Here is a 17,307-nt window from a genome sequence, read left to right on the forward strand (position 1 = left end):
AGATAAAATAAACTTTATAAAAAAAATTTACTATGTTAAAATAAGAAAAACTTCTAAAAAGAAAGGAGAATTTCTTATGCAACAGACCCTAAACTCTCGTCGCAGCTTCATCACAGCTGCAGGACTGTTTTTCGCTACGACTGTGCTAAAGGCAGCACCAAAGGACTTTGGCGGTAGTGGCGTTCGCTACGGCATGGCGATAGATCTAACAAGATGTGTTGGCTGTCAGTCATGTACTATGAGCTGTATGTTGGAAAACGACGTTCAGCCAGGTGCTTTTAGAACCATCGTCTCTGAGTACGAGGCAAAAGATAAAAGCGGTAAAATGGCGGTCATTGCGTCACTTCCAAGACTTTGCAACCACTGCAACAAGCCAGCCTGTATCGACGTTTGTCCAACTGGCGCAAGCTACCAAAGAAGCAACGGCATCGTAAAGATCGACACAAAAGAGTGTATAGGCTGTGCGCTTTGTGTGGAGGCCTGTCCATATCACGCAAGATATCTTAGCTTGCATACCTACAAGGCCGATAAATGCACCTTCTGCGACCACAGACTAAGAGTGGGACTTCAGCCAGCATGCGTAGAGAGCTGTGTGGGTGGTAGCCGTATAATAGGCGATCTTAACGATCCTAACTCAAATATCAGAAAATTTCTAGCCACACATGAGACTATGGTCATAGATAGCCCTAAAAATACAAATCCACAGGTGTTCTACCACGGCGTTAGCGAAATTTTGGCTAAAAACGATAAGAAACTCGAGCTTGAAAACGGATATCAAAAGGTTATCAGCTGGAGCGAAGAGATAGCGCAGTAAAGGAAATAAGCAATGCAAAGAAGAGAATTTTTAAAAAGATCAGCCGTACTCTCAACACTAACCGCAAGCGCTGTGCTAGCAGACGGCGAAAAAGACGACTACAAACCGCAGTCAAACTCACTAGAGCCTGAATTTAGCGTAAAAGACGGCAAAATTTCACTTAACGACGGACATAGCGTTGTCTTTTCAATGTGCCACGGCTGTACGACAAAGTGTGGCATAAGACTTCACGTAGATGATAAAAACGACAAAGTTTTAAGATGTAGCGGAAACCCATACCACCCACTATCAAACGTACACTGGGCAAATTTTGATACATCGATAAACGACGCTTTGCTTGCCACAACACTAAGCGGCGAAGATGAAAAGCGTGCCACAGTTTGCGCTAGAGGGGCGATCTTGCCTGAGATGATAGACTCGCCTGCAAGGATACTAACACCACTAAAAAGAGTTGGCAAAAGGGGCGAGGGCAAGTGGAAGAGCATAAGCTTTGAGCAGCTAGTAGAAGAGGTAGTAGAGGGCGGAGATCTCTTTGGTGAGGGGCACGTGGACGGACTAAGAGCGATATATAGCGACGAGCTAATCGACAGCGAAAACCCAGAGTATGGCACCAAGCGCAATCAATTTTTAAGCTTTTATCTATACGACGGACGCTCTGACATCGTTGATCGCTTTGTCAAAAAGTCATTTGGCACTATAAATCACTACTCACACGGCGGAATTTGCGGTGGTGGCTTTAGGGTCGGTGGTAAGATCACGCACAACGCAAAGGGCTTTGCACACACAAAACCAGACTATGAAAACTCTAAATTTGTTATCTACTGGGGCACTTCGCCGTCAAATGGTGGCAACCCTTTCCAAAAACAGGCAAAAATGCTCTCTTACGCAAGAGGCACTAGAGATGACTTTAGTTATGCAGTGGTAGACCCAAGCGTTACAAATGCTGTAAAATACGCCTCTTCAGACAAAGGCCGCTGGATAGCGATAAAGCCAGGCACCGACTCAGCTCTAGCCATGGCGATGATACGCTGGATCATAGAAAATGAAAAATACGCTACAAACTACCTTATCCAGCCAAATTTAGACCAAGCAAAGCTAGCAGGTGAGATACACTGGTGCAACGCCACGCATCTAGTCATCACCGAAAAAGACCACAAAGACTACGGCAAATTTGCACTTATCAATAACGAGTGGCAAGTCTGCTCGCAAGATGGCAAGATACAAAGCTACAAGGTAAATGAACCAGCCAAGCTCTACTACAAAGGCAAAATTTTAATAGACGGCAAAAAAGTCGAGGTAAAAAGCTCAATGCAGCTTTTAAAAGAGTCAGCTTATAAGCACAGCTTAGAGGAGTACTCAAAAATTTGTGGCGTAAGCATTGAAGATATCATCTGGCTTTGTGAAAATTTCACCAAAAATGGCAGACAGGTGAGCACAAACGTGCATGGCGGAATGATGCATACGCAAGCTGGTATGACTACTTTTGCGATCCTTTGTCTAAATACGCTAATGGGCACTTACGGCTACAAAGGCGGCAACGTCAATGCAAGTGCCGGCACACACGAGTTTTTAAAGGGCAGATATGACCTTGAGAGCTTTGAGGGCGCTTATAAGCCAAATGGTCTAAATTTATCAAGATCAGGCAAATACTACGAAACAAGCTCTGAGTATAAGCGCAAAGTAGCAGCTGGCGGCAGCGGCTATCCATCGACTCAGCCATGGTATCCTATCTCTATGCCACTTGTAAATGAAACGCTCACGAGCCACAAGGCTGGCTATCCATACAAAGTAAAAGTTTTCATAAACTACATGACAAACGTACTTTACGGCCAAGCAGGACTTGAAAGAGCGGTCTTAGACGCACTAAAAGATAGTAAAAATTTACCACTTTTCGTGGGTATCGACGCCTTCATGAACGAGACAAACGCCTATGCTGACTACATCGTGCCAGACGGGGTAAATTTAGAAAACTGGGCGCTTCCAAACTCTCTTTGGGGAACGATCGCTAAAACTTCAGTCGTGCGCTATCCAGCCGTTAGCTCAAAGCAGGCAAAGGATAAAAACGGCGGCGTGATCGACGTTGAAGCGTTTTATATAGCCGTAGCAAAGAGGCTTGGGCTAAAAGGCTTTGGCAAAAATGCCTTCAAAGACAAAGACGGAAATTTCATGGACCTTGACGTAAAAGAGCAGTATTACGCAGCTGCACTAGCAAATTTAGCCTTTGACGGCGAGGGTGTGAAAGATATAAGCGACGAGGACAAAAAGCTTAGTAAGATATCAAGAGTGATGACAAAGCTTGATCCTTATCTAAAAGACGAAGAGAGACCAAAAGTAGCGCACGTGCTAGCAAAAGGCGGTAGATATGATAGCTACGAGAGCGCGTACAAGGGCGATAAAGCAACCGTAAAAGTGCCAGCACCTACGCCAGCCTCTATCTACTATGAGCCACTTGGCGGACACAGACACTCGGTAACAGGCGAATATATGCCAGGAGTGCCAAGTCTAATGTTGCCAGTAGCAAGTGACGGCACGCCGCTTGAGAAATTTTTCCCACGCTCTGAGTGGAAATACACAGTTAGCTCAAGAAAGTCAAATATCCAGCACTTCTACACCTTTATTAGCCCAAGGCTAAGAGCCGTTCATCCTAGCAACTTCGTAAGGATAGCACCAGATGTAGCGAGCGAGCAGGGCATTCGCTCAGGCGATAAGGTCAAAGTGACTACGCCTTATGGAGCGCAGGTTGGCGAGGCATTTGTAACAGACGGTGTTGCTAGCGGAGTTATCAGCATAGAGCATGGATTTGGCCATGATGAGTTTGGTATAAGAACGCACACCGTCGATGGAAAGCCAGCTTTTGGGATAGCAAATTTAGAAAAAGGGGTCAATCACAACAAGCTTGGACTTCTTGATCCAAAAAGAAATGGCGAATTTAGCCTAAATGACTGGCTGGTGGGTACTTGCGCTAGACAAGCACTGCCAGCAAAGATAAGAAAGATAGGCTAGTTTGATATAAATTTGGTGAGCAGAGTAAATTTGCTTGCCATCTCTCCTTTACAAGCCCCGCAAAGTGCTTTAGCCCATCATCAAGCTGCTTTACCATGCGACCATTTGCGCCCTTTTGTCTGTAGAGTGATTATCCACGTCACAGGCTACTAGAAATTCGCACTCTTTTAGCTCTTTTAGTGCCTCTTCATCTAAAAAGTCACAAATTTGAGCTAGATCTTCCCTCAAGTAAAGCACCGTTTTTGTCATAAAATTTAAAGCCAAGAGCGCTTAGCATACCTATACCAGCATCATTTGTCGCACTTCCGCTAATACCACGGCTAAATTTGATAAATTTAGGCTAGTTCGCCAGATCCTCAGCCACTTTTGCTGCAAGTTTTAGCTTGTCACTAACAAAGTGTGTGTAAATTATCGAGGTGTTTAGGCTGGCATGCCCAAGGGCTTCTTGCACTAGTGTTAAGCTTTTTTGGTTACGACAAAGAGAAATTTAAAAATAGTAGGCTTAAATTTAAATATAAAAACTATAAAAGTTTAAGCACATATCCATTTTCGGCGGTTTCAAGCCTATATTTATGCATCTTATCAAGCTCTAAAACCACTCTAAAATAGCTATCGTGCCAGCCGATTATTACGTTTTTAAAAGTATCGTTTTCAAGCTTTAAATTTCTAGTTTTAAAGCTTCTTGGAGGTTTTGCAAAGTCAAGCACGATCTTATTTTTCTCGTAAGCAAAGTGCTTTAAATTTTTAGCTTTTGTGATGATATTTAGCTCTTTTTCATGTGCTAAAAAGCTCACAAATCCTAAGAATTTCACCTCTTTTTCGCTGCTTTTTATCTCTTGGATAGGCTTTGTAGCTGGCTCGATCTTAACTTCGACTACCTTTTGTTCAGGCTTAGCAAGCTCTTTTACTTTTTTTGTGCCAAGGTCGATCACCACGACGTTTGGAGTTGGCACATCTGAGCTTTTATTTCTATCTTTGTTTGAAATTTTAGTCTCATTTTTTCCTATTATCACTGGCGTGCTAACCTTTTGAGCTGGCACCTCTGCCATCGTGACAGAAACGTCTAGTTTTTTAGCTGCGACTGGTTCTGGATTTTTCATCTTGCTTAGGGCAAATTCATCGTTCCAGTCGATAGTTTTGTTTATATCGGTTAGTCTTTTTTCTTTTATGCTGCCGTCATTTGCTCTGTATCTTATGGTGACATCAAGCAAAAGCATCGCATCGCTTGGAAATTTAAACGAGAGCGAGTTGAAGCTGTCATATTTTTCTACGACATTTGTCGTAATAACGCTTGTGTTTAGCTCGCTAATAGGCATAAATGGGTTTTCTCTGGCGCATAAGCTCGCAGTCAAGATAGGTAAAACTAACCAAATTTTCTTCATCGTTCCTACTTTTTATTAGAGTCTGGCTCAAGGCCTTGTAGTTCAAAATAATCTTTTTGCAGACGTGCGTTTAGTTTTTTCAAAATTTCCACGTCTTCGCTAAGCCTCTCTTTTTTGCTCTGAAGGCTTAGCATCACATCAAGTGAGCGTTTGCCAAACATCATGTTGCCCACGTAAAAGGCAAACATAGCCACGCAAATGGTGGCTATGACGTAGCGCAGTGTCGGCCGAACAAATTTTACGATTTTATGAAATATGCCATCTTCTTTGCCATATTCATCTAAAATTTCGCTCAAATATTATCCCCTAAAAACTCACCCGCCTCAAGCTCGATCTCGAGCAAGCGGTTGTATTTCGCGTTGCGCTCGCTTCTTGAAGTGGCACCCGTCTTTATCTCGCCAGTGTTTAGTGCGACCGCAAAGTCAGCGATAAACGCATCTTCGCTCTCGCCGCTTCTATGGCTCATGATGCAGCGGTAGCCATTTCTTTGAGCAAGGCGGACAGTTTGCATAGTTTGCGTGACTGAGCCTATTTGATTTGGCTTGATAAGGATCGCATTTGCGATCTTTTTCTCGATGCCTTCGCGTAAAATTTTCTCATTTGTGACAAATAGATCGTCGCCAACTAGTTGTACCTTACTGCCAAGCCTTTTTGTAAGCTCAGCCCAGCCGCTCCAGTCATCCTCGCTAAGGCCATCTTCGATAGAAAATATCGGATATTTTTCACAAAGTTTTTCGTAGTAGCTAATGAGCTCGTCGCTGCTAAATTTCTTGCCTTCAAGCTCGTATTTGCCGTCTTTATAAAGCTCGCTTGAAGCGACGTCAAGGGCAAGTTTTATCTGGCTGCCTAGCTCATATCCAGCCTCTTTTACGGCTTGTGAGATAAGCTTTAGTGGCTCTTCGTTGTCTTTTAAATTTGGAGCAAAGCCGCCCTCGTCGCCGACAGCAGTGCTGTGTCCAGCTGCGTTTAGGATAGATTTTAGCTTGTGGTAAATTTCAGTTGCAGCTCTTAGTGCCTCGCTAAATGTGCTAAAGCCAAATGGCATGATCATAAATTCTTGAAAATCAACGCTGTTATTTGCGTGTGCGCCGCCATTTATGATGTTAAACATCGGCACTGGCAAGATGCTAGCGTTTGCACCGCCAAGGTAGCGGTATAGCGGGATATTTAGGCTCTTTGCAGCTGCGCGAGCTACTGCCATAGATACGCCAAGGACCGCATTTGCGCCTAAATTTGAGTAGTTGTGCGTGCCATCAAGCTCAAGCATCTCAGCATCGACTGCTTTTTGGTTATAAGCATCAAGTCCTATCACTGCTTCAGCGATCTTTTCATTTACGTTTGAAACAGCCTTTAAAACGCCCTTGCCAGCATATCTTTCGTCTTTGTCGCGAAGCTCGAGCGCCTCACGCTTGCCAGTGCTTGCGCCGCTTGGTACGATTGCGCTTGCCTCGGTGCCGTCGCTTAGTCTAACTGTCGCACGAACTGTTGGGTTGCCTCTACTATCTAAAACCTCGTGAGCTTCTACATCTTCAATAAATACCATTATTCATCTCCTGCTTCGTTTGTGTCGTCGTCTTCGTCTTTTGCGCCGCTGCTTATTAGGTGATCAATCCCCATTGAGCCTTTTATCGCCGCTACTATCTCATCAGAAATTTCTGGGTGCTCTTTTAGGTAGGCTTTGGCGTTTTCTCTGCCTTGACCCAGTTTTTCGGCCTTGTAGCTAAACCACGCACCTGATTTGTCGATGATGTCGAGTTTTACGCCATAGTCGATGATCTCGCCCTCTTTGCTCACACCCTCGCCAAACATGATGTCAAATTCAGCTACTTTAAATGGAGGTGCCACCTTGTTTTTAACGACTTTTGCTTTTGTGCGGTTGCCGATAGGCTCGTCGTTTTGTTTAAGTGTGGCTATCTTTCTTACATCGATCCTTACAGATGAGTAAAATTTAAGTGCATTACCGCCAGTTGTAGTCTCTGGCGTGCCATATCCCATCATACCGATCTTCATACGAATTTGGTTGATGAAGATAACAGTTGTCTTCATCTTGCTTAAAATTCCAGTTAGCTTTCTAAGCGCCTGGCTCATAAGCCTTGCTTGCAAACCAACGTGCTGATCGCCCATATCGCCGTCTATCTCGCTCTTTGGAGTAAGGGCGGCGACGCTATCAACTACGATAAGATCGATCGCACCGCTTCTTGCAAGTGTCTCAACGATCTCAAGTGCCTGCTCGCCAAAGTCTGGTTGAGAGACGTAGAGGTTGTCGGTATTTACACCTAAATTTGAAGCGTATTTTACGTCTAGTGCGTGCTCTGCATCGACAAACGCACAAATTCCGCCAGCTTTTTGCGCTTCAGCGATGATGTGAAGTGTGAGCGTAGTCTTACCAGAGCTCTCTGGTCCGTAGATCTCGATGATCCTGCCTTTTGGAACGCCGCCTATGCCAAGAGCTAGGTCAAGTCCTAGCGAGCCAGTCGGTATCGACTCGATAGCCTCAACCTCTTTGTCGCCAAGTCTTAAAAGCGTGCCTTTGCCAAAAGCTTTATCGATCTGCTTTAGCGCAAGCTCAAGCGCCTTTTTCTTGTCCGCTTCGCTCTCTGGGATAGCTATCTTTTTGTCACTATCTTTTTCTTTTGCCATTTTTTACCTTATAGTTGAAATTTGGCTTGATTTTATCTAAAAAGAGATGAATTTTACTTGATTTACTCGCAAATTATAATATTTTCGCCAAGCAGCGCAGCGCTATCAATAAGGGCAAAAAGCTGCTCTTTTTCAAACAAAAATCCATAAATTTGATCTTCATTTTTTAGTATCGCAAGCTTTAGTGGCTCTACAAGCGAGCTTGCGCAAAGTTTTAAAAAAGCTTCATCGATATGATTTTGTGAAATTTGGGGTTTGGTTTTGAAATTTTCATCTTTTATAAAAGAGATAAATTCCTCTTGCGAGGTAGATTTATTAAATTTAAAAATTAGTTTTTCTTTTAAGGCCTCAGCCAAAATTTCATCAAATTTAACTAGGTCGATATGATCTTTTACGCCTAAAATTCTGGCAAAATTTAGCAAGTTTTTATCATAATCAGCCACATTTTTCTCATGCTCGTTTTGTGCCTTTTTAGCCCTATAAATGGCGTAAAGACCGATAGCTATAAACAAAAGTGAAAGGGTAAAAACTTCGCTCAAAAACTCACTCATCATCATCCTTATAAAATGCAAACTTCAGTCTTAAGCTCTACGCCAAATTTCTCTAAAACTCTAGCTCTAGCCAAATTTATAAGGCTAGTGGCGTCCTCAAAGCTTGCGTGGTTAAAATTTATCAAAAAATTTGCGTGCTCTTCGCTAAATTTCGCTCCGCCGATCACGTATCCCTTTAGTCCAACTGCCTCAAGCATTGCCCCTGCAAAGTGCCCTTCAGGATTTACAAAGCAGCTGCCAAAGCTAGCGCCTTTTGGTTGATTTGCCCTTTTTGCACTTATAGCTTCAGATATGCTTGCATCAAAGCCACTTTGAAGCTCAAATTTAGCCCCTAAAATGGCCTCATCTATACCGCTGTGGCGGTAGCTAAAGCTTATCTCATCTTTGCTCACCCAGCCACGAGCCAGACGCACATGCGTGAGGTTGTCGCTTATGCTAAATTTAAGCAGTCCAGCGTTCATTTTTATAAGTCCGCCAAGTGTGCCTGGGATATTTTTTAAAAACTCAAGGCCAGCGATGTTGTTTTGTTTGCAGAAGTTATAAATTTTGGCTGATTTTGTCGCAGCACCTATCTCAAGACAAATTTTTTCATCACAAATTTCTAAATTTATATAGTCAAAGCTCTTGCCAAGCATTGCCATTTTTGGGGGATTTGGCGAGATAAGAAGGTTGTTGCCCCCGCCTATCATCACAGCGCCTAAAAAGTGAGGTGAGCTTAGATCTTCAAGGCTATCAACCTCGAAAATTTCATGCACGCCACCTATCCTAACCGAGGTAAATTTAGAAAAATCAACAAGCCTCGTCACTGGATAAATTCCGGTATAAAATCAAGCATACGGGTGGTAAATTCAACCATCATCGAGATCATCCAAGGCATTAAAAATATGATGACAACGACGACTAGCAAAATTTTTGGCACAAAGCTTAGCGTGGTTTCGTTGATCTGCGTGGTCGCTTGAAAGATGGAGATGATAAGACCTGCGATTAGTCCGCTTAGCAGCATCGGAAGGCTGATATAAAGGGCGATCTTAAAGGTTTCAACTCCAAGTGAGACAAGCGTACTTTGCATCAGCTAAACCTTACTTCGTTGTATTCAGTTGGGATGAGGTAGTCATTTACGTCGATAGCTTTTTCAAAAAAGCCTTTGTCATAGCCTATTTGATAGAGCTTATTTAGCGATTTTAACTGCGTTTCATTCATACTTATTGACTCGTCATTTGCGTATAAATTTAGATACGTTTTAAGCTCTTCTTTGCCAACTCTGATGAGATTTCGCTCCATTAGCATGTGAGATAAAAATGGCTTGTGTGAAGTAGCGATCCTAACGGCCTCGCTAAGCACTCTCTCGCACTCGATCGCGTCGGTTATCGGCAGGCTTCGTCTAAGCGCCATGCCACCAAGTGGAAGCGGTAAATTTTCGCCATTTAGCTCGCTCCAGATGTCCCAAATTTCGCGCTCCACGCAGAGCTGGTCTGAGAAATTTAAGATACTTTCATGTATAAGCACGCCAGCATCGACCTCGCCGCTAAGCACGGCATTTTCGATCTCTAAGAAATTTTTATAAACGATCCTTGCCTCTGGGTAGGCTATGCGAAATAGCAGGGCGTTTGTCGTGTTTTTGCCAGAGAGTGCGACCTTGAAATTTCTCTTTAGCTGCTTATCTTTTAGCTTGATAAGCTTTGGGCCATATCCGTTGCCAAAGCTCACCGCACAGCGTAAAAGTGCAAATTCATCGCAAATTTTAGGATAGAGCGCAAAGCTGATCGCTGTGGCCTCATAAGTGCCTTTTAGCGCCTCTTCGTTTAGTGTCTCTATATCAAGCGCCTTTGATGTAAAGGCTAAATTCTTACTGCTAACCCAGCCAAATTTGACCGCAGCATACATGAAAATATCGTCAGCATCAGGCGAGTGGGCGACGTTTATGGTTTTTAGATTGTGCAAAGATGATCCTTTTTTTGATTACGCCATTTTAATGAAATTTATTTAAAATAAAGTTTTAAGGGCGGTTTTGAAACGATTTTACTAGCTTTGCCTCTTTGAAATTTAGCACGTATTTCACGTCTATGGCGTCTTTAGCCCCTTTTCTTCGAGCTTGGAGCGTCGAGTAAAATGGATGCTTAAGTTCAAGCATCTTAATCAGTTTTTGATCGCTATCTTCTTTTTTTATATTTTCAACGATTATTGTCGTTATAAATTTGCCCTCAAACTCGTAAAACGGCCAGACAATCACGCCTGCATCGCTTGTCTTAAAGTCCGTAATCTTAGATTTTTTAGGGATATTTAGCATGGAGATGATCTTTTTGCGCGAGTTGTCCGCGTTTTGCACGGAGATCACCTTTACAAGCAGGTCTTTTTTGACTCCGATGCCATTTTGACTAAAGCGATAAACGCCGTCTTCAAAGATGCCAACTTTTTCAAAGGCGTTAGCGTAGTTTGCGGCGATGCAAGCAGTCAGTAAAAGCGACAGAATCGTTAAAATTTTTATAAATTTCATCTTCTCTCCTAAAATTTAACTCTCTTTAGCCTATCTGAAGCGAAATTTTTCCTGCCAAATTTAGCCTCACTTTTGCCGTTTAGCTCGACTAGATCGCCTGTAAAGCCACAAATATCATTTTTAACAAGATAGCTTCCCACGCCGTAAATATCAACTGGGGTTTTAAATTTCTCAAATTCGCTCATTTTTTGCGGATTAAAACCTGAGCTAACGACGATTTTAACGTGCTTAAAGCCAGCCTTGTCAAGCGCCTCTCTTAGGGCAAATATAAGCTCCTTGCAAACGCCGTGTGGGTCAAATTTGCTCGTATCCTTGCCTTCAAAATACTTATCTATCAAATTTTTACTAGTATCCACTCTAACCGCGCCAAGCCTCTCTTTTAGGGCATTTACTGCCTTTAAAGCGTCTGTTATCACATCGTTGTTGTAATCAACCAAGGCCGTAATCTGCTCGTTCTCAAAGGTTTTAGCATAAATTTGGCAAGCCCTCACCACGTCTCCGCCGCACATTTGAATGAGCGCATGAGGCATGGTGCCGCCACCTTTTAACCCGGTAAGCTCGCCCTGAGCGTCTGTGGCGACCTTTTTGATGCCACCTACAAATGATGCGTATCCGTCGCCTGGCTGCGTGCAGATGTCGTCTTGTCTATCAGCCATACTAAAGACATCCTTGCCATTTGCCGCTTTTATCACGTCTCTGGAGTTTGTCGCCACGCAGCTTCTTCTAGTTAGTGTCGCGTCGATCACGTTTTCTAAAAAGCCGAAATTTTCATACTTGCCGCTTATCTTTAAAACTGGCTCGTTTGCGTTTATGATATCTCCATCATCAAGTGCGTAAATTTCAAGCTCGCTTGGATTTTTGGCAAATTTATTGATTATCGCTAAAACCTCGTCGATGCCACAAAGTACGATATCATCACGCCTTTGAAAAAACTGCATCGTCACGTGCTGATCTGGCAGGTTTTGCTTAATTATCTCATTTACTTTTAGAAAGTATTTCGCCGTGAAATAGCCCTCGCCGATCCTTGGATCTAGCCTAAAAGTCTTATCTGTTAGCCTCTCTATCTTGCCTTGCATCTTTAGCTCAAGTTCGTTCATGTCCATCCTTTTGTTTTTGCGAGATTATACCATTTTGGCGAAAGAGTAAAATTGTAAAAATATATTTTAAGAATGTATAAGAGTATGTTTTATAAAATCTTGAAATTTTATTTTTAAAGGAAAAAGTATGAAAAAAATTTTGCTTTTAATGGTTGCAGTCTTTGCATTTTGCAATGAAAATTTGCTAGTAAGTGCAGGCGGTGGATATAAAAAGATAGTCGAGGCGGTCGCGCAAAATCTTAAAAAAGACGGAGTAAATATTGACACCTCTTTTGCAAACATCAAAGCGATCATGGCACAGGCAAAAGAGGGCAAAACTGACGTGATCGTAGGCGATGAGGACTTTTTAAAGAAGTCTGATCTAAAGATCACTGAATATGTAAATTTAGGCTCTGGCGCCTTGGTGCTAGCTACTAAAAAGGGCGTAAAAATAGAAAAAGTTGATGAGCTAAAAACGCTTTCAAAAATAGCTATGCCAGACGCGGCAAAGACAGTTTATGGCAAGAGAGCGAGTGAGTTTATGCAAAAAGCAAATTTAGAGGGCGCGCTAAAGGATAAAATTTTAGCAGTTGCAGGCGTGCCACAGGTCGTTACCTATATATTAAACGGCGAAGTTGATGCTGGCTTTATCAACCAAACTGAGCTAAACGCGCACAAGGATGAATTTGGTAGTTTTATCTTGATAGATAAGGCGCTTTATGCACCAGCAAACATCGTAGCTGCAAAGCTTGAAGGATGCGAGAAAAAGGCTGATTGCGAGAAATTTATAGACGAGCTAAAAAGCGAGAGATCAAAAGAAATTTACGCTAAATTTGGCATAAGATAGGGCGAAATTTGCAAGAGCTCACTTGGCTTTTTGATCCGCTACTTTTAAGCATAAAGGTCGTTTTTTGCCAAGGGCTTTTGCTCGCTATTTTTGGGCTAGCTCTTGCTTATTTTCTAGCTTTTAGCAGCTCTAAATTTAGAGCAGTTGCCGAGATGATAGTCACCTTTCACTCATATTTCCACCCATTGCGACTGGATTTTTACTGCTTTATCTACTTGGTAAAAATGGCATCATCGGCAGAGCTTTAAATTTAGAGATCGTCTTTAGCTTTAAAGCCCTTGTTATAGCAGCTTTCATAGCCTCATTGCCACTTTTTGTAAAGCCCGTAGCCTCAGCGCTTAGCTCACTTTCAAAAAGCCTTAGTGAGGCGGCATACAGCCTTGGTAAAAATAAATTTCAAACAGCGGTTTTGGTGCTTTTCCCAAGCATCGCAAAAAGCGTGGCAGCAGCCTTTATCCTAGCGCTCTCGCGAGGACTTGGCGAGGTTGGCATAACGCTCATTTTAGGCGGCAATATCATAGGCAAAACAGACACCATCTCACTTGCTATCTACAACGCAGTCTATGACGGCAGAAGCGATCAGGCACTCGCCTTAAGCCTTGTTTTAGTTGTGCTTAGTTTTATCTTATTTTTTATTATAAATTTGCTAGAAAAAAGTAGGATTTAGCACAAAATTTATGCCAGCTAAAAATTAAATTTATTTAAATTTCGCTACAATTAGGGGCTTATATAAAAATTTAGGAGAATTTTCTATGAAAAAAGAAGATATAAAAGAGCTTATCGAATTTTTTAATGGTATGGAGATGAATCATATCAAGATAAAAAGTGGTGATTTTGAGGTCGAGGTAGAGAAATTTGCTGATTATTGCGCGCCTGCAAAGCCAGTGACACAAGCAGCAGCTCCAGCGCCAACACCTGTCAATGTTGTCGTTAGCTCAGAGGTAAAACCAGCTGCAAATTCGCCAAAAGATAGCATAAAATCTCCTATGGTAGGTACTTTCTACGCTGCTCCAAGCCCAGGCGCTGCACCATTTGTAAAAGTAGGTCAAAGAGTGAGAAAAGGCGATGTAGTGGGCATCATCGAAGCTATGAAGATCATGAACGAGATCGAGGCTGAATTTGACTGCCAGATCACCGAGATGCTAGTCTCTGACGGACAGCCAGTTGAGTTTGGATTGCCGTTATTTGGCGTGGAGAAAAATTAATGGAATTAAAAAGAATTTTAATCGCAAACCGCGGTGAGATCGCTCTTCGTGCTTTGCGAACGATAAAGGAGATGGGTAAAGAAGCCGTTGTAGTTTATTCAACCGCTGACAAAGACGCGCTTTACGTAAAATACGCCGACGTGGCCATTTGCATCGGTAAAGAGCGCTCAAGCGACAGCTACCTAAACATCCCAGCTATCATAAGCGCAGCTGAGATCAGCGAAGCAGACGCTATCTTCCCAGGTTATGGCTTTTTAAGTGAAAATCAAAATTTTGTTGAAATTTGCTCACACCACAAGATCAAATTCATTGGACCAAGCGTTGCTGCGATGGCTTTAATGAGCGATAAGAGCAAGGCAAAACAGGTCATGCAAAGAGCTGGCGTGCCAGTCATCCCTGGCTCAGACGGCGCTGTGGCTGATACAAAAGCTGCAAAAGAGCTAGCCAAAAAGATAGGCTACCCCGTCATACTAAAAGCTGCGGCAGGCGGCGGCGGACGCGGTATGCGCGTGGTTGAAAAAGAGGCTGATTTAGAAAAAGCATTTTGGTCTGCTGAGAGCGAGGCGATGAGTGCATTTGGCGATGGCACGATGTATATGGAAAAATATATCCTAAATCCACGCCACATCGAGGTTCAAATCATCGGCGATAGCCACGGCAACGTGCTTCACATAGGCGAGCGCGACTGCTCTATGCAGCGCCGTCACCAAAAGCTGATCGAAGAGAGCCCAGCTATCTTGCTTGATGAAAAAACAAGAGAGAGGCTACATGAAACTGCCATAAAAGCAGCAAAAGCGATCGGCTACGAGGGAGCAGGTACGTTTGAGTTTTTGGTCGATAAAAATTTAGACTTTTACTTCATCGAGATGAACACAAGGCTCCAAGTCGAGCATACTGTAAGCGAAATGGTAAGTGGGCTTGATATCATCGAGCTTATGATAAAAGTGGCTGAGGGCGAAAAGCTACCGTCACAAAAGAGCATCGAGCTAAAAGGCCATGCGATCGAGTGCAGGATCACAGCTGAGGATCCAAACACCTTTACACCATGCCCTGGCAAGATCACAAAATATGTCTGCCCAGGCGGCCGCAACGTGAGAATGGATAGCCACATCTACCAAGACTACTCTATACCGCCGTATTACGATAGTATGATCGGCAAGCTCGTTGTTTGGGACACTGATAGAAACAGAGCGATCCACAAGATGAAAGTTGCTCTTGATCAGCTCATAATAAGTGGCATCAAAACAACAAAAGACTTTCACATCGCCATGATGGAAAACAAAGACTTTTTAAGCAACAACTACGATACAAACTATCTTTCAAGACATTAAAACTAAATTTTAAACCATTGCCTTTTTGGCTTTGGTTTAAAATTTCTTATTTTATATAAGCCAAATTTTTATTAGTTGAGCTATTTTAAATTTAAGAGAAATTTAGCCAGATTGTAACTACAAAATGCAATAAATACTAAAAATTTATCTAAATTTATTAGTAGCAACTAAGTTTTGTGATATTCATACCATTTTTAAAATATGGCGGGTAGGGCATAATCACTGTAAATGGTACCGCTTTTTGCTTTGGTAAATTTTGAGCTACGTCAAATTTATATGCCACAGTGTTTGGTCTCTCATCCTCATCGCCTCCAAAAACCCATGAGAAAAATGAGATCCCGCTTGGTTTAAATAGCGCCTCGCCACCGAGGTCATTTTTATTTAGCGGCTGATTTATGAGCTTAATTGTAAGGGTGCATTTGCTAATGGTAAATTTACCGACATTTCTTACTTGACCCCGAAATACAATGCTTTCATTTCTTAACACTCGCTCGCTCTTTACGCCTTCGACTATGCCTTTTTTGGTGTATTTATCAAGAACTAGCATCAAAAAAATGGCAAGCGTGGTTGAGACCAAAATGTTTGTAAAAAGTAGCGATAAAAATAATTTTCGCTCGGCTCTAAGCGAGAGCACAAGAAATAAAATAGAAAGTAGTGCGATCGCAAAAAGCACGATGATATGAACGATAGTAAAGTAGTTTGAACTCATCAAAAACACTCCGCTTTTTTGGTGATATTGTAGTCAATGAAGGCAAAGTCATTGACAAATTCTCTTATCTGCTTGCTCTGCTTTGGCAAAAGCGCTTCATTTAAAATGATCCTTTTTTTAGCAAATGGGTTTAGTGAATTTAGAAAATTTCTCGCGCTTTGCTTTGAGCCAAGGTAGAAGCCAAGCTCGATTTTGCAAACGTTTAATGTGTAGTTTGAATTATTTGTGATGTTAAAATCAACCATCAACGCATCGACATATTGAAGCTGTTTTGTGTTTATTTTGCTTATGCTAACTGGTCTTAGATTTTCATTTATATATTTGTTTGCGTAGTAGTTGCCTGCAAAAAGTCCGAAAAAACCAGCTAGGATAAACAAAAATCCTATCTGCCACCATGATTTTATCGCGACGAAAATTCCTAAAAGCACGATAAATATAAAGGCTAAAAACACCCAGCCATAGGCTAGAAAGTCGATAAGTTTCGCATTTTGCAGTATGAAAAGTATGTTATGCTTGATGCTATTTAACATCTCGCGATCTTTTTTCTTCGATACCGCTCATGCCAAAACGTCTTGCAAGCTCGTTTTTGACGGCATCTGGATGTATGTTGTGGGCTGAAAGTGCGACAAGCGCGTGAAAGCAAAGATCGGCTGCTTCATAGATGAGGTCATCTTTTGCTTTTTGCACGTCTTGGCCTAAATTTTTAGCAAAGCTAAGATCCTTTGCGGACATGATAAATTCGCTCGCCTCTTCGCCAACTTTTTTTAGAATTTGATTTTCGCCCTTTTTAAAGAGGCTGGCTACGTATGAAGTTTGCGGATCAGCATTTAGCTTTCTATCTTCTATAACGTGATAAAGCTCGTCAATGACGCCGTAACTTGGCTTTTTAACCTCGCTTTTTTCATCTGAAATTTCTAAATTTTCTAAATTTATCTCGTTAAAAAAGCAAGACCTTGCCCCAGTGTGACAAGCAGCGCCTCCCTTTTGAACGACTTTTAAAAGCAAAGTGTCGTTGTCGCAGTCTAAAAATGCAGCCTTGATCTCTTGCGTGTTGCCACTCTCTTCGCCTTTTTTCCAAATTCTATTTTTAGTGCGTGAAAAGTAGTGAGCGTAGCGGCTAGATAGAGTTAAGCTTAGTGCTTCTTCATTCATATAAGCAAGCATCAAAACCTCGTTTGTAGCGTGATCGCAAACCACCACTGGGAGCAATCCACCAACCTTTTGCCAGTCTATACTTTTTGCTACGCTATTCATT

At 42.3% G+C, this 17,307-nt stretch carries 21 protein-coding genes and 2 pseudogenes; 6 read left to right on the forward strand and 17 right to left on the reverse strand.

Annotation, left to right across the window (positions count from 1 at the left end; all coding sequences use genetic code 11):
- Positions 1-76: 76 nt before the first annotated feature.
- Both CYP77_RS08430 and CYP77_RS08435 read left to right on the forward strand, forming a co-directional pair.
- Positions 77-814: a 4Fe-4S dicluster domain-containing protein gene (locus CYP77_RS08430; RefSeq protein ID WP_103565864.1), complete on the forward strand. Its 738-nt coding sequence runs from the start codon at positions 77-79 to the stop codon at positions 812-814.
- Positions 815-826: 12 nt separating this feature from the next.
- Complete coding sequence (locus CYP77_RS08435; protein ID WP_103565804.1) at positions 827-3,817, forward strand: molybdopterin dinucleotide binding domain-containing protein; 2,991 nt, start codon at positions 827-829, stop codon at positions 3,815-3,817.
- On the opposite strand, the gene CYP77_RS10230 is transcribed toward CYP77_RS08435, so the two are convergent.
- From CYP77_RS10230 to CYP77_RS08495, 14 genes and pseudogenes are all read right to left on the reverse strand, one after another.
- Positions 3,777-3,914: a hypothetical protein gene (locus tag CYP77_RS10230; protein ID WP_258032350.1), complete on the reverse strand. Its 138-nt coding sequence runs from the start codon at positions 3,912-3,914 to the stop codon at positions 3,777-3,779. The genes CYP77_RS08435 and CYP77_RS10230 overlap by 41 nt on opposite strands.
- Complete coding sequence (locus CYP77_RS10235; RefSeq protein ID WP_258033446.1) at positions 3,908-4,045, reverse strand: glycerate kinase; 138 nt, start codon at positions 4,043-4,045, stop codon at positions 3,908-3,910. Before CYP77_RS10235 ends, CYP77_RS10230 begins: the two co-directional genes overlap by 7 nt.
- Positions 4,017-4,094, reverse strand: a complete 78-nt coding sequence (locus CYP77_RS10290) for a hypothetical protein (protein WP_315969874.1) — start codon at positions 4,092-4,094, stop codon at positions 4,017-4,019. Before CYP77_RS10290 ends, CYP77_RS10235 begins: the two co-directional genes overlap by 29 nt.
- 63 nt (positions 4,095-4,157) lie before the next feature.
- Positions 4,158-4,298: pseudogene (locus CYP77_RS08445) on the reverse strand (integrase); the annotation flags it as partial.
- Between the two features lie 40 nt (positions 4,299-4,338).
- Entirely contained in the window at positions 4,339-5,199 is an 861-nt protein-coding gene (locus tag CYP77_RS08450) for an AMIN domain-containing protein (protein WP_103599742.1), read from the reverse strand.
- A 5-nt stretch (positions 5,200-5,204) separates the two neighbouring features.
- Entirely contained in the window at positions 5,205-5,387 is a 183-nt protein-coding gene (locus CYP77_RS10295; protein ID WP_180385140.1) for a hypothetical protein, read from the reverse strand.
- A gap of 104 nt (positions 5,388-5,491) precedes the next feature.
- Entirely contained in the window at positions 5,492-6,742 is a 1,251-nt protein-coding gene (gene eno, locus CYP77_RS08460) for a phosphopyruvate hydratase (RefSeq protein ID WP_103565812.1), read from the reverse strand.
- Complete coding sequence (recA, locus tag CYP77_RS08465) at positions 6,742-7,839, reverse strand: recombinase RecA (RefSeq protein ID WP_002940852.1); 1,098 nt, start codon at positions 7,837-7,839, stop codon at positions 6,742-6,744. The genes eno and recA overlap by 1 nt, the downstream gene beginning before the upstream one ends.
- A gap of 62 nt (positions 7,840-7,901) precedes the next feature.
- Positions 7,902-8,390 carry an addiction module antitoxin gene (locus tag CYP77_RS08470; protein WP_103565814.1) on the reverse strand — a complete coding sequence of 163 codons (489 nt, stop codon included), beginning with the start codon at positions 8,388-8,390 and terminating at the stop codon, positions 7,902-7,904.
- 8 nt (positions 8,391-8,398) lie between these two features.
- Positions 8,399-9,196 carry a UDP-N-acetylmuramate dehydrogenase gene (locus tag CYP77_RS08475; RefSeq protein WP_103565818.1) on the reverse strand — a complete coding sequence of 266 codons (798 nt, stop codon included), beginning with the start codon at positions 9,194-9,196 and terminating at the stop codon, positions 8,399-8,401.
- Complete coding sequence (gene fliQ / locus CYP77_RS08480; protein ID WP_223154231.1) at positions 9,193-9,462, reverse strand: flagellar biosynthesis protein FliQ; 270 nt, start codon at positions 9,460-9,462, stop codon at positions 9,193-9,195. The genes CYP77_RS08475 and fliQ overlap by 4 nt, the downstream gene beginning before the upstream one ends.
- On the reverse strand, positions 9,459-10,274 hold the full coding sequence (locus tag CYP77_RS08485) for a menaquinone biosynthesis family protein (RefSeq protein ID WP_410002950.1): 816 nt from the start codon (positions 10,272-10,274) through the stop codon (positions 9,459-9,461). Before CYP77_RS08485 ends, fliQ begins: the two co-directional genes overlap by 4 nt.
- A 112-nt stretch (positions 10,275-10,386) precedes the next feature.
- Positions 10,387-10,884, reverse strand: coding sequence for a chemotaxis protein (locus CYP77_RS08490; RefSeq protein ID WP_103565822.1), 498 nt, complete (start codon positions 10,882-10,884; stop codon positions 10,387-10,389).
- Between the two features lie 8 nt (positions 10,885-10,892).
- Positions 10,893-11,981: a nicotinate phosphoribosyltransferase gene (locus CYP77_RS08495; RefSeq protein ID WP_103565824.1), complete on the reverse strand. Its 1,089-nt coding sequence runs from the start codon at positions 11,979-11,981 to the stop codon at positions 10,893-10,895.
- Between the two features lie 127 nt (positions 11,982-12,108).
- Here CYP77_RS08495 and modA point away from each other — a divergent pair, with 127 nt between their 5' ends.
- The 4 genes and pseudogenes from modA (at position 12,109) to CYP77_RS08515 (ending at position 15,343) form a co-directional block, all read left to right on the forward strand.
- Positions 12,109-12,807 carry a molybdate ABC transporter substrate-binding protein gene (modA, locus tag CYP77_RS08500; protein ID WP_103565827.1) on the forward strand — a complete coding sequence of 233 codons (699 nt, stop codon included), beginning with the start codon at positions 12,109-12,111 and terminating at the stop codon, positions 12,805-12,807.
- Between the two features lie 8 nt (positions 12,808-12,815).
- Positions 12,816-13,474 (forward strand): annotated as a pseudogene (locus CYP77_RS08505) (molybdate ABC transporter permease subunit).
- 85 nt (positions 13,475-13,559) lie between these two features.
- On the forward strand, positions 13,560-14,012 hold the full coding sequence (accB, locus tag CYP77_RS08510) for an acetyl-CoA carboxylase biotin carboxyl carrier protein (protein ID WP_103565829.1): 453 nt from the start codon (positions 13,560-13,562) through the stop codon (positions 14,010-14,012).
- The gene (locus CYP77_RS08515; protein WP_004317853.1) at positions 14,012-15,343 is read left to right on the forward strand and encodes an acetyl-CoA carboxylase biotin carboxylase subunit; all 1,332 of its coding nucleotides are present in this window, start codon (positions 14,012-14,014) and stop codon (positions 15,341-15,343) included. The genes accB and CYP77_RS08515 overlap by 1 nt, the downstream gene beginning before the upstream one ends.
- A 157-nt stretch (positions 15,344-15,500) precedes the next feature.
- Here the strand turns inward: CYP77_RS08515 and CYP77_RS08520 are convergent, their stop codons facing one another.
- The 3 genes from CYP77_RS08520 to hisIE are packed head-to-tail and all read right to left on the reverse strand — an operon-like array spanning position 15,501 to position 17,306.
- The gene (locus CYP77_RS08520; RefSeq protein ID WP_103565831.1) at positions 15,501-16,052 is read right to left on the reverse strand and encodes a DUF2393 family protein; all 552 of its coding nucleotides are present in this window, start codon (positions 16,050-16,052) and stop codon (positions 15,501-15,503) included.
- A complete protein-coding gene (locus tag CYP77_RS08525) occupies positions 16,052-16,582 on the reverse strand; it encodes a DUF2393 family protein (RefSeq protein ID WP_103565833.1) in 531 nt (176 codons plus the stop codon). The genes CYP77_RS08520 and CYP77_RS08525 overlap by 1 nt, the downstream gene beginning before the upstream one ends.
- The gene (gene hisIE / locus CYP77_RS08530; protein WP_103565835.1) at positions 16,572-17,306 is read right to left on the reverse strand and encodes a bifunctional phosphoribosyl-AMP cyclohydrolase/phosphoribosyl-ATP diphosphatase HisIE; all 735 of its coding nucleotides are present in this window, start codon (positions 17,304-17,306) and stop codon (positions 16,572-16,574) included. The genes CYP77_RS08525 and hisIE overlap by 11 nt, the downstream gene beginning before the upstream one ends.
- Position 17,307: the final 1 nt, after the last annotated feature.

It is taken from the genome of Campylobacter concisus (assembly GCF_002913865.1).
Lineage (GTDB): Bacteria > Campylobacterota > Campylobacteria > Campylobacterales > Campylobacteraceae > Campylobacter_A > Campylobacter_A concisus_AM.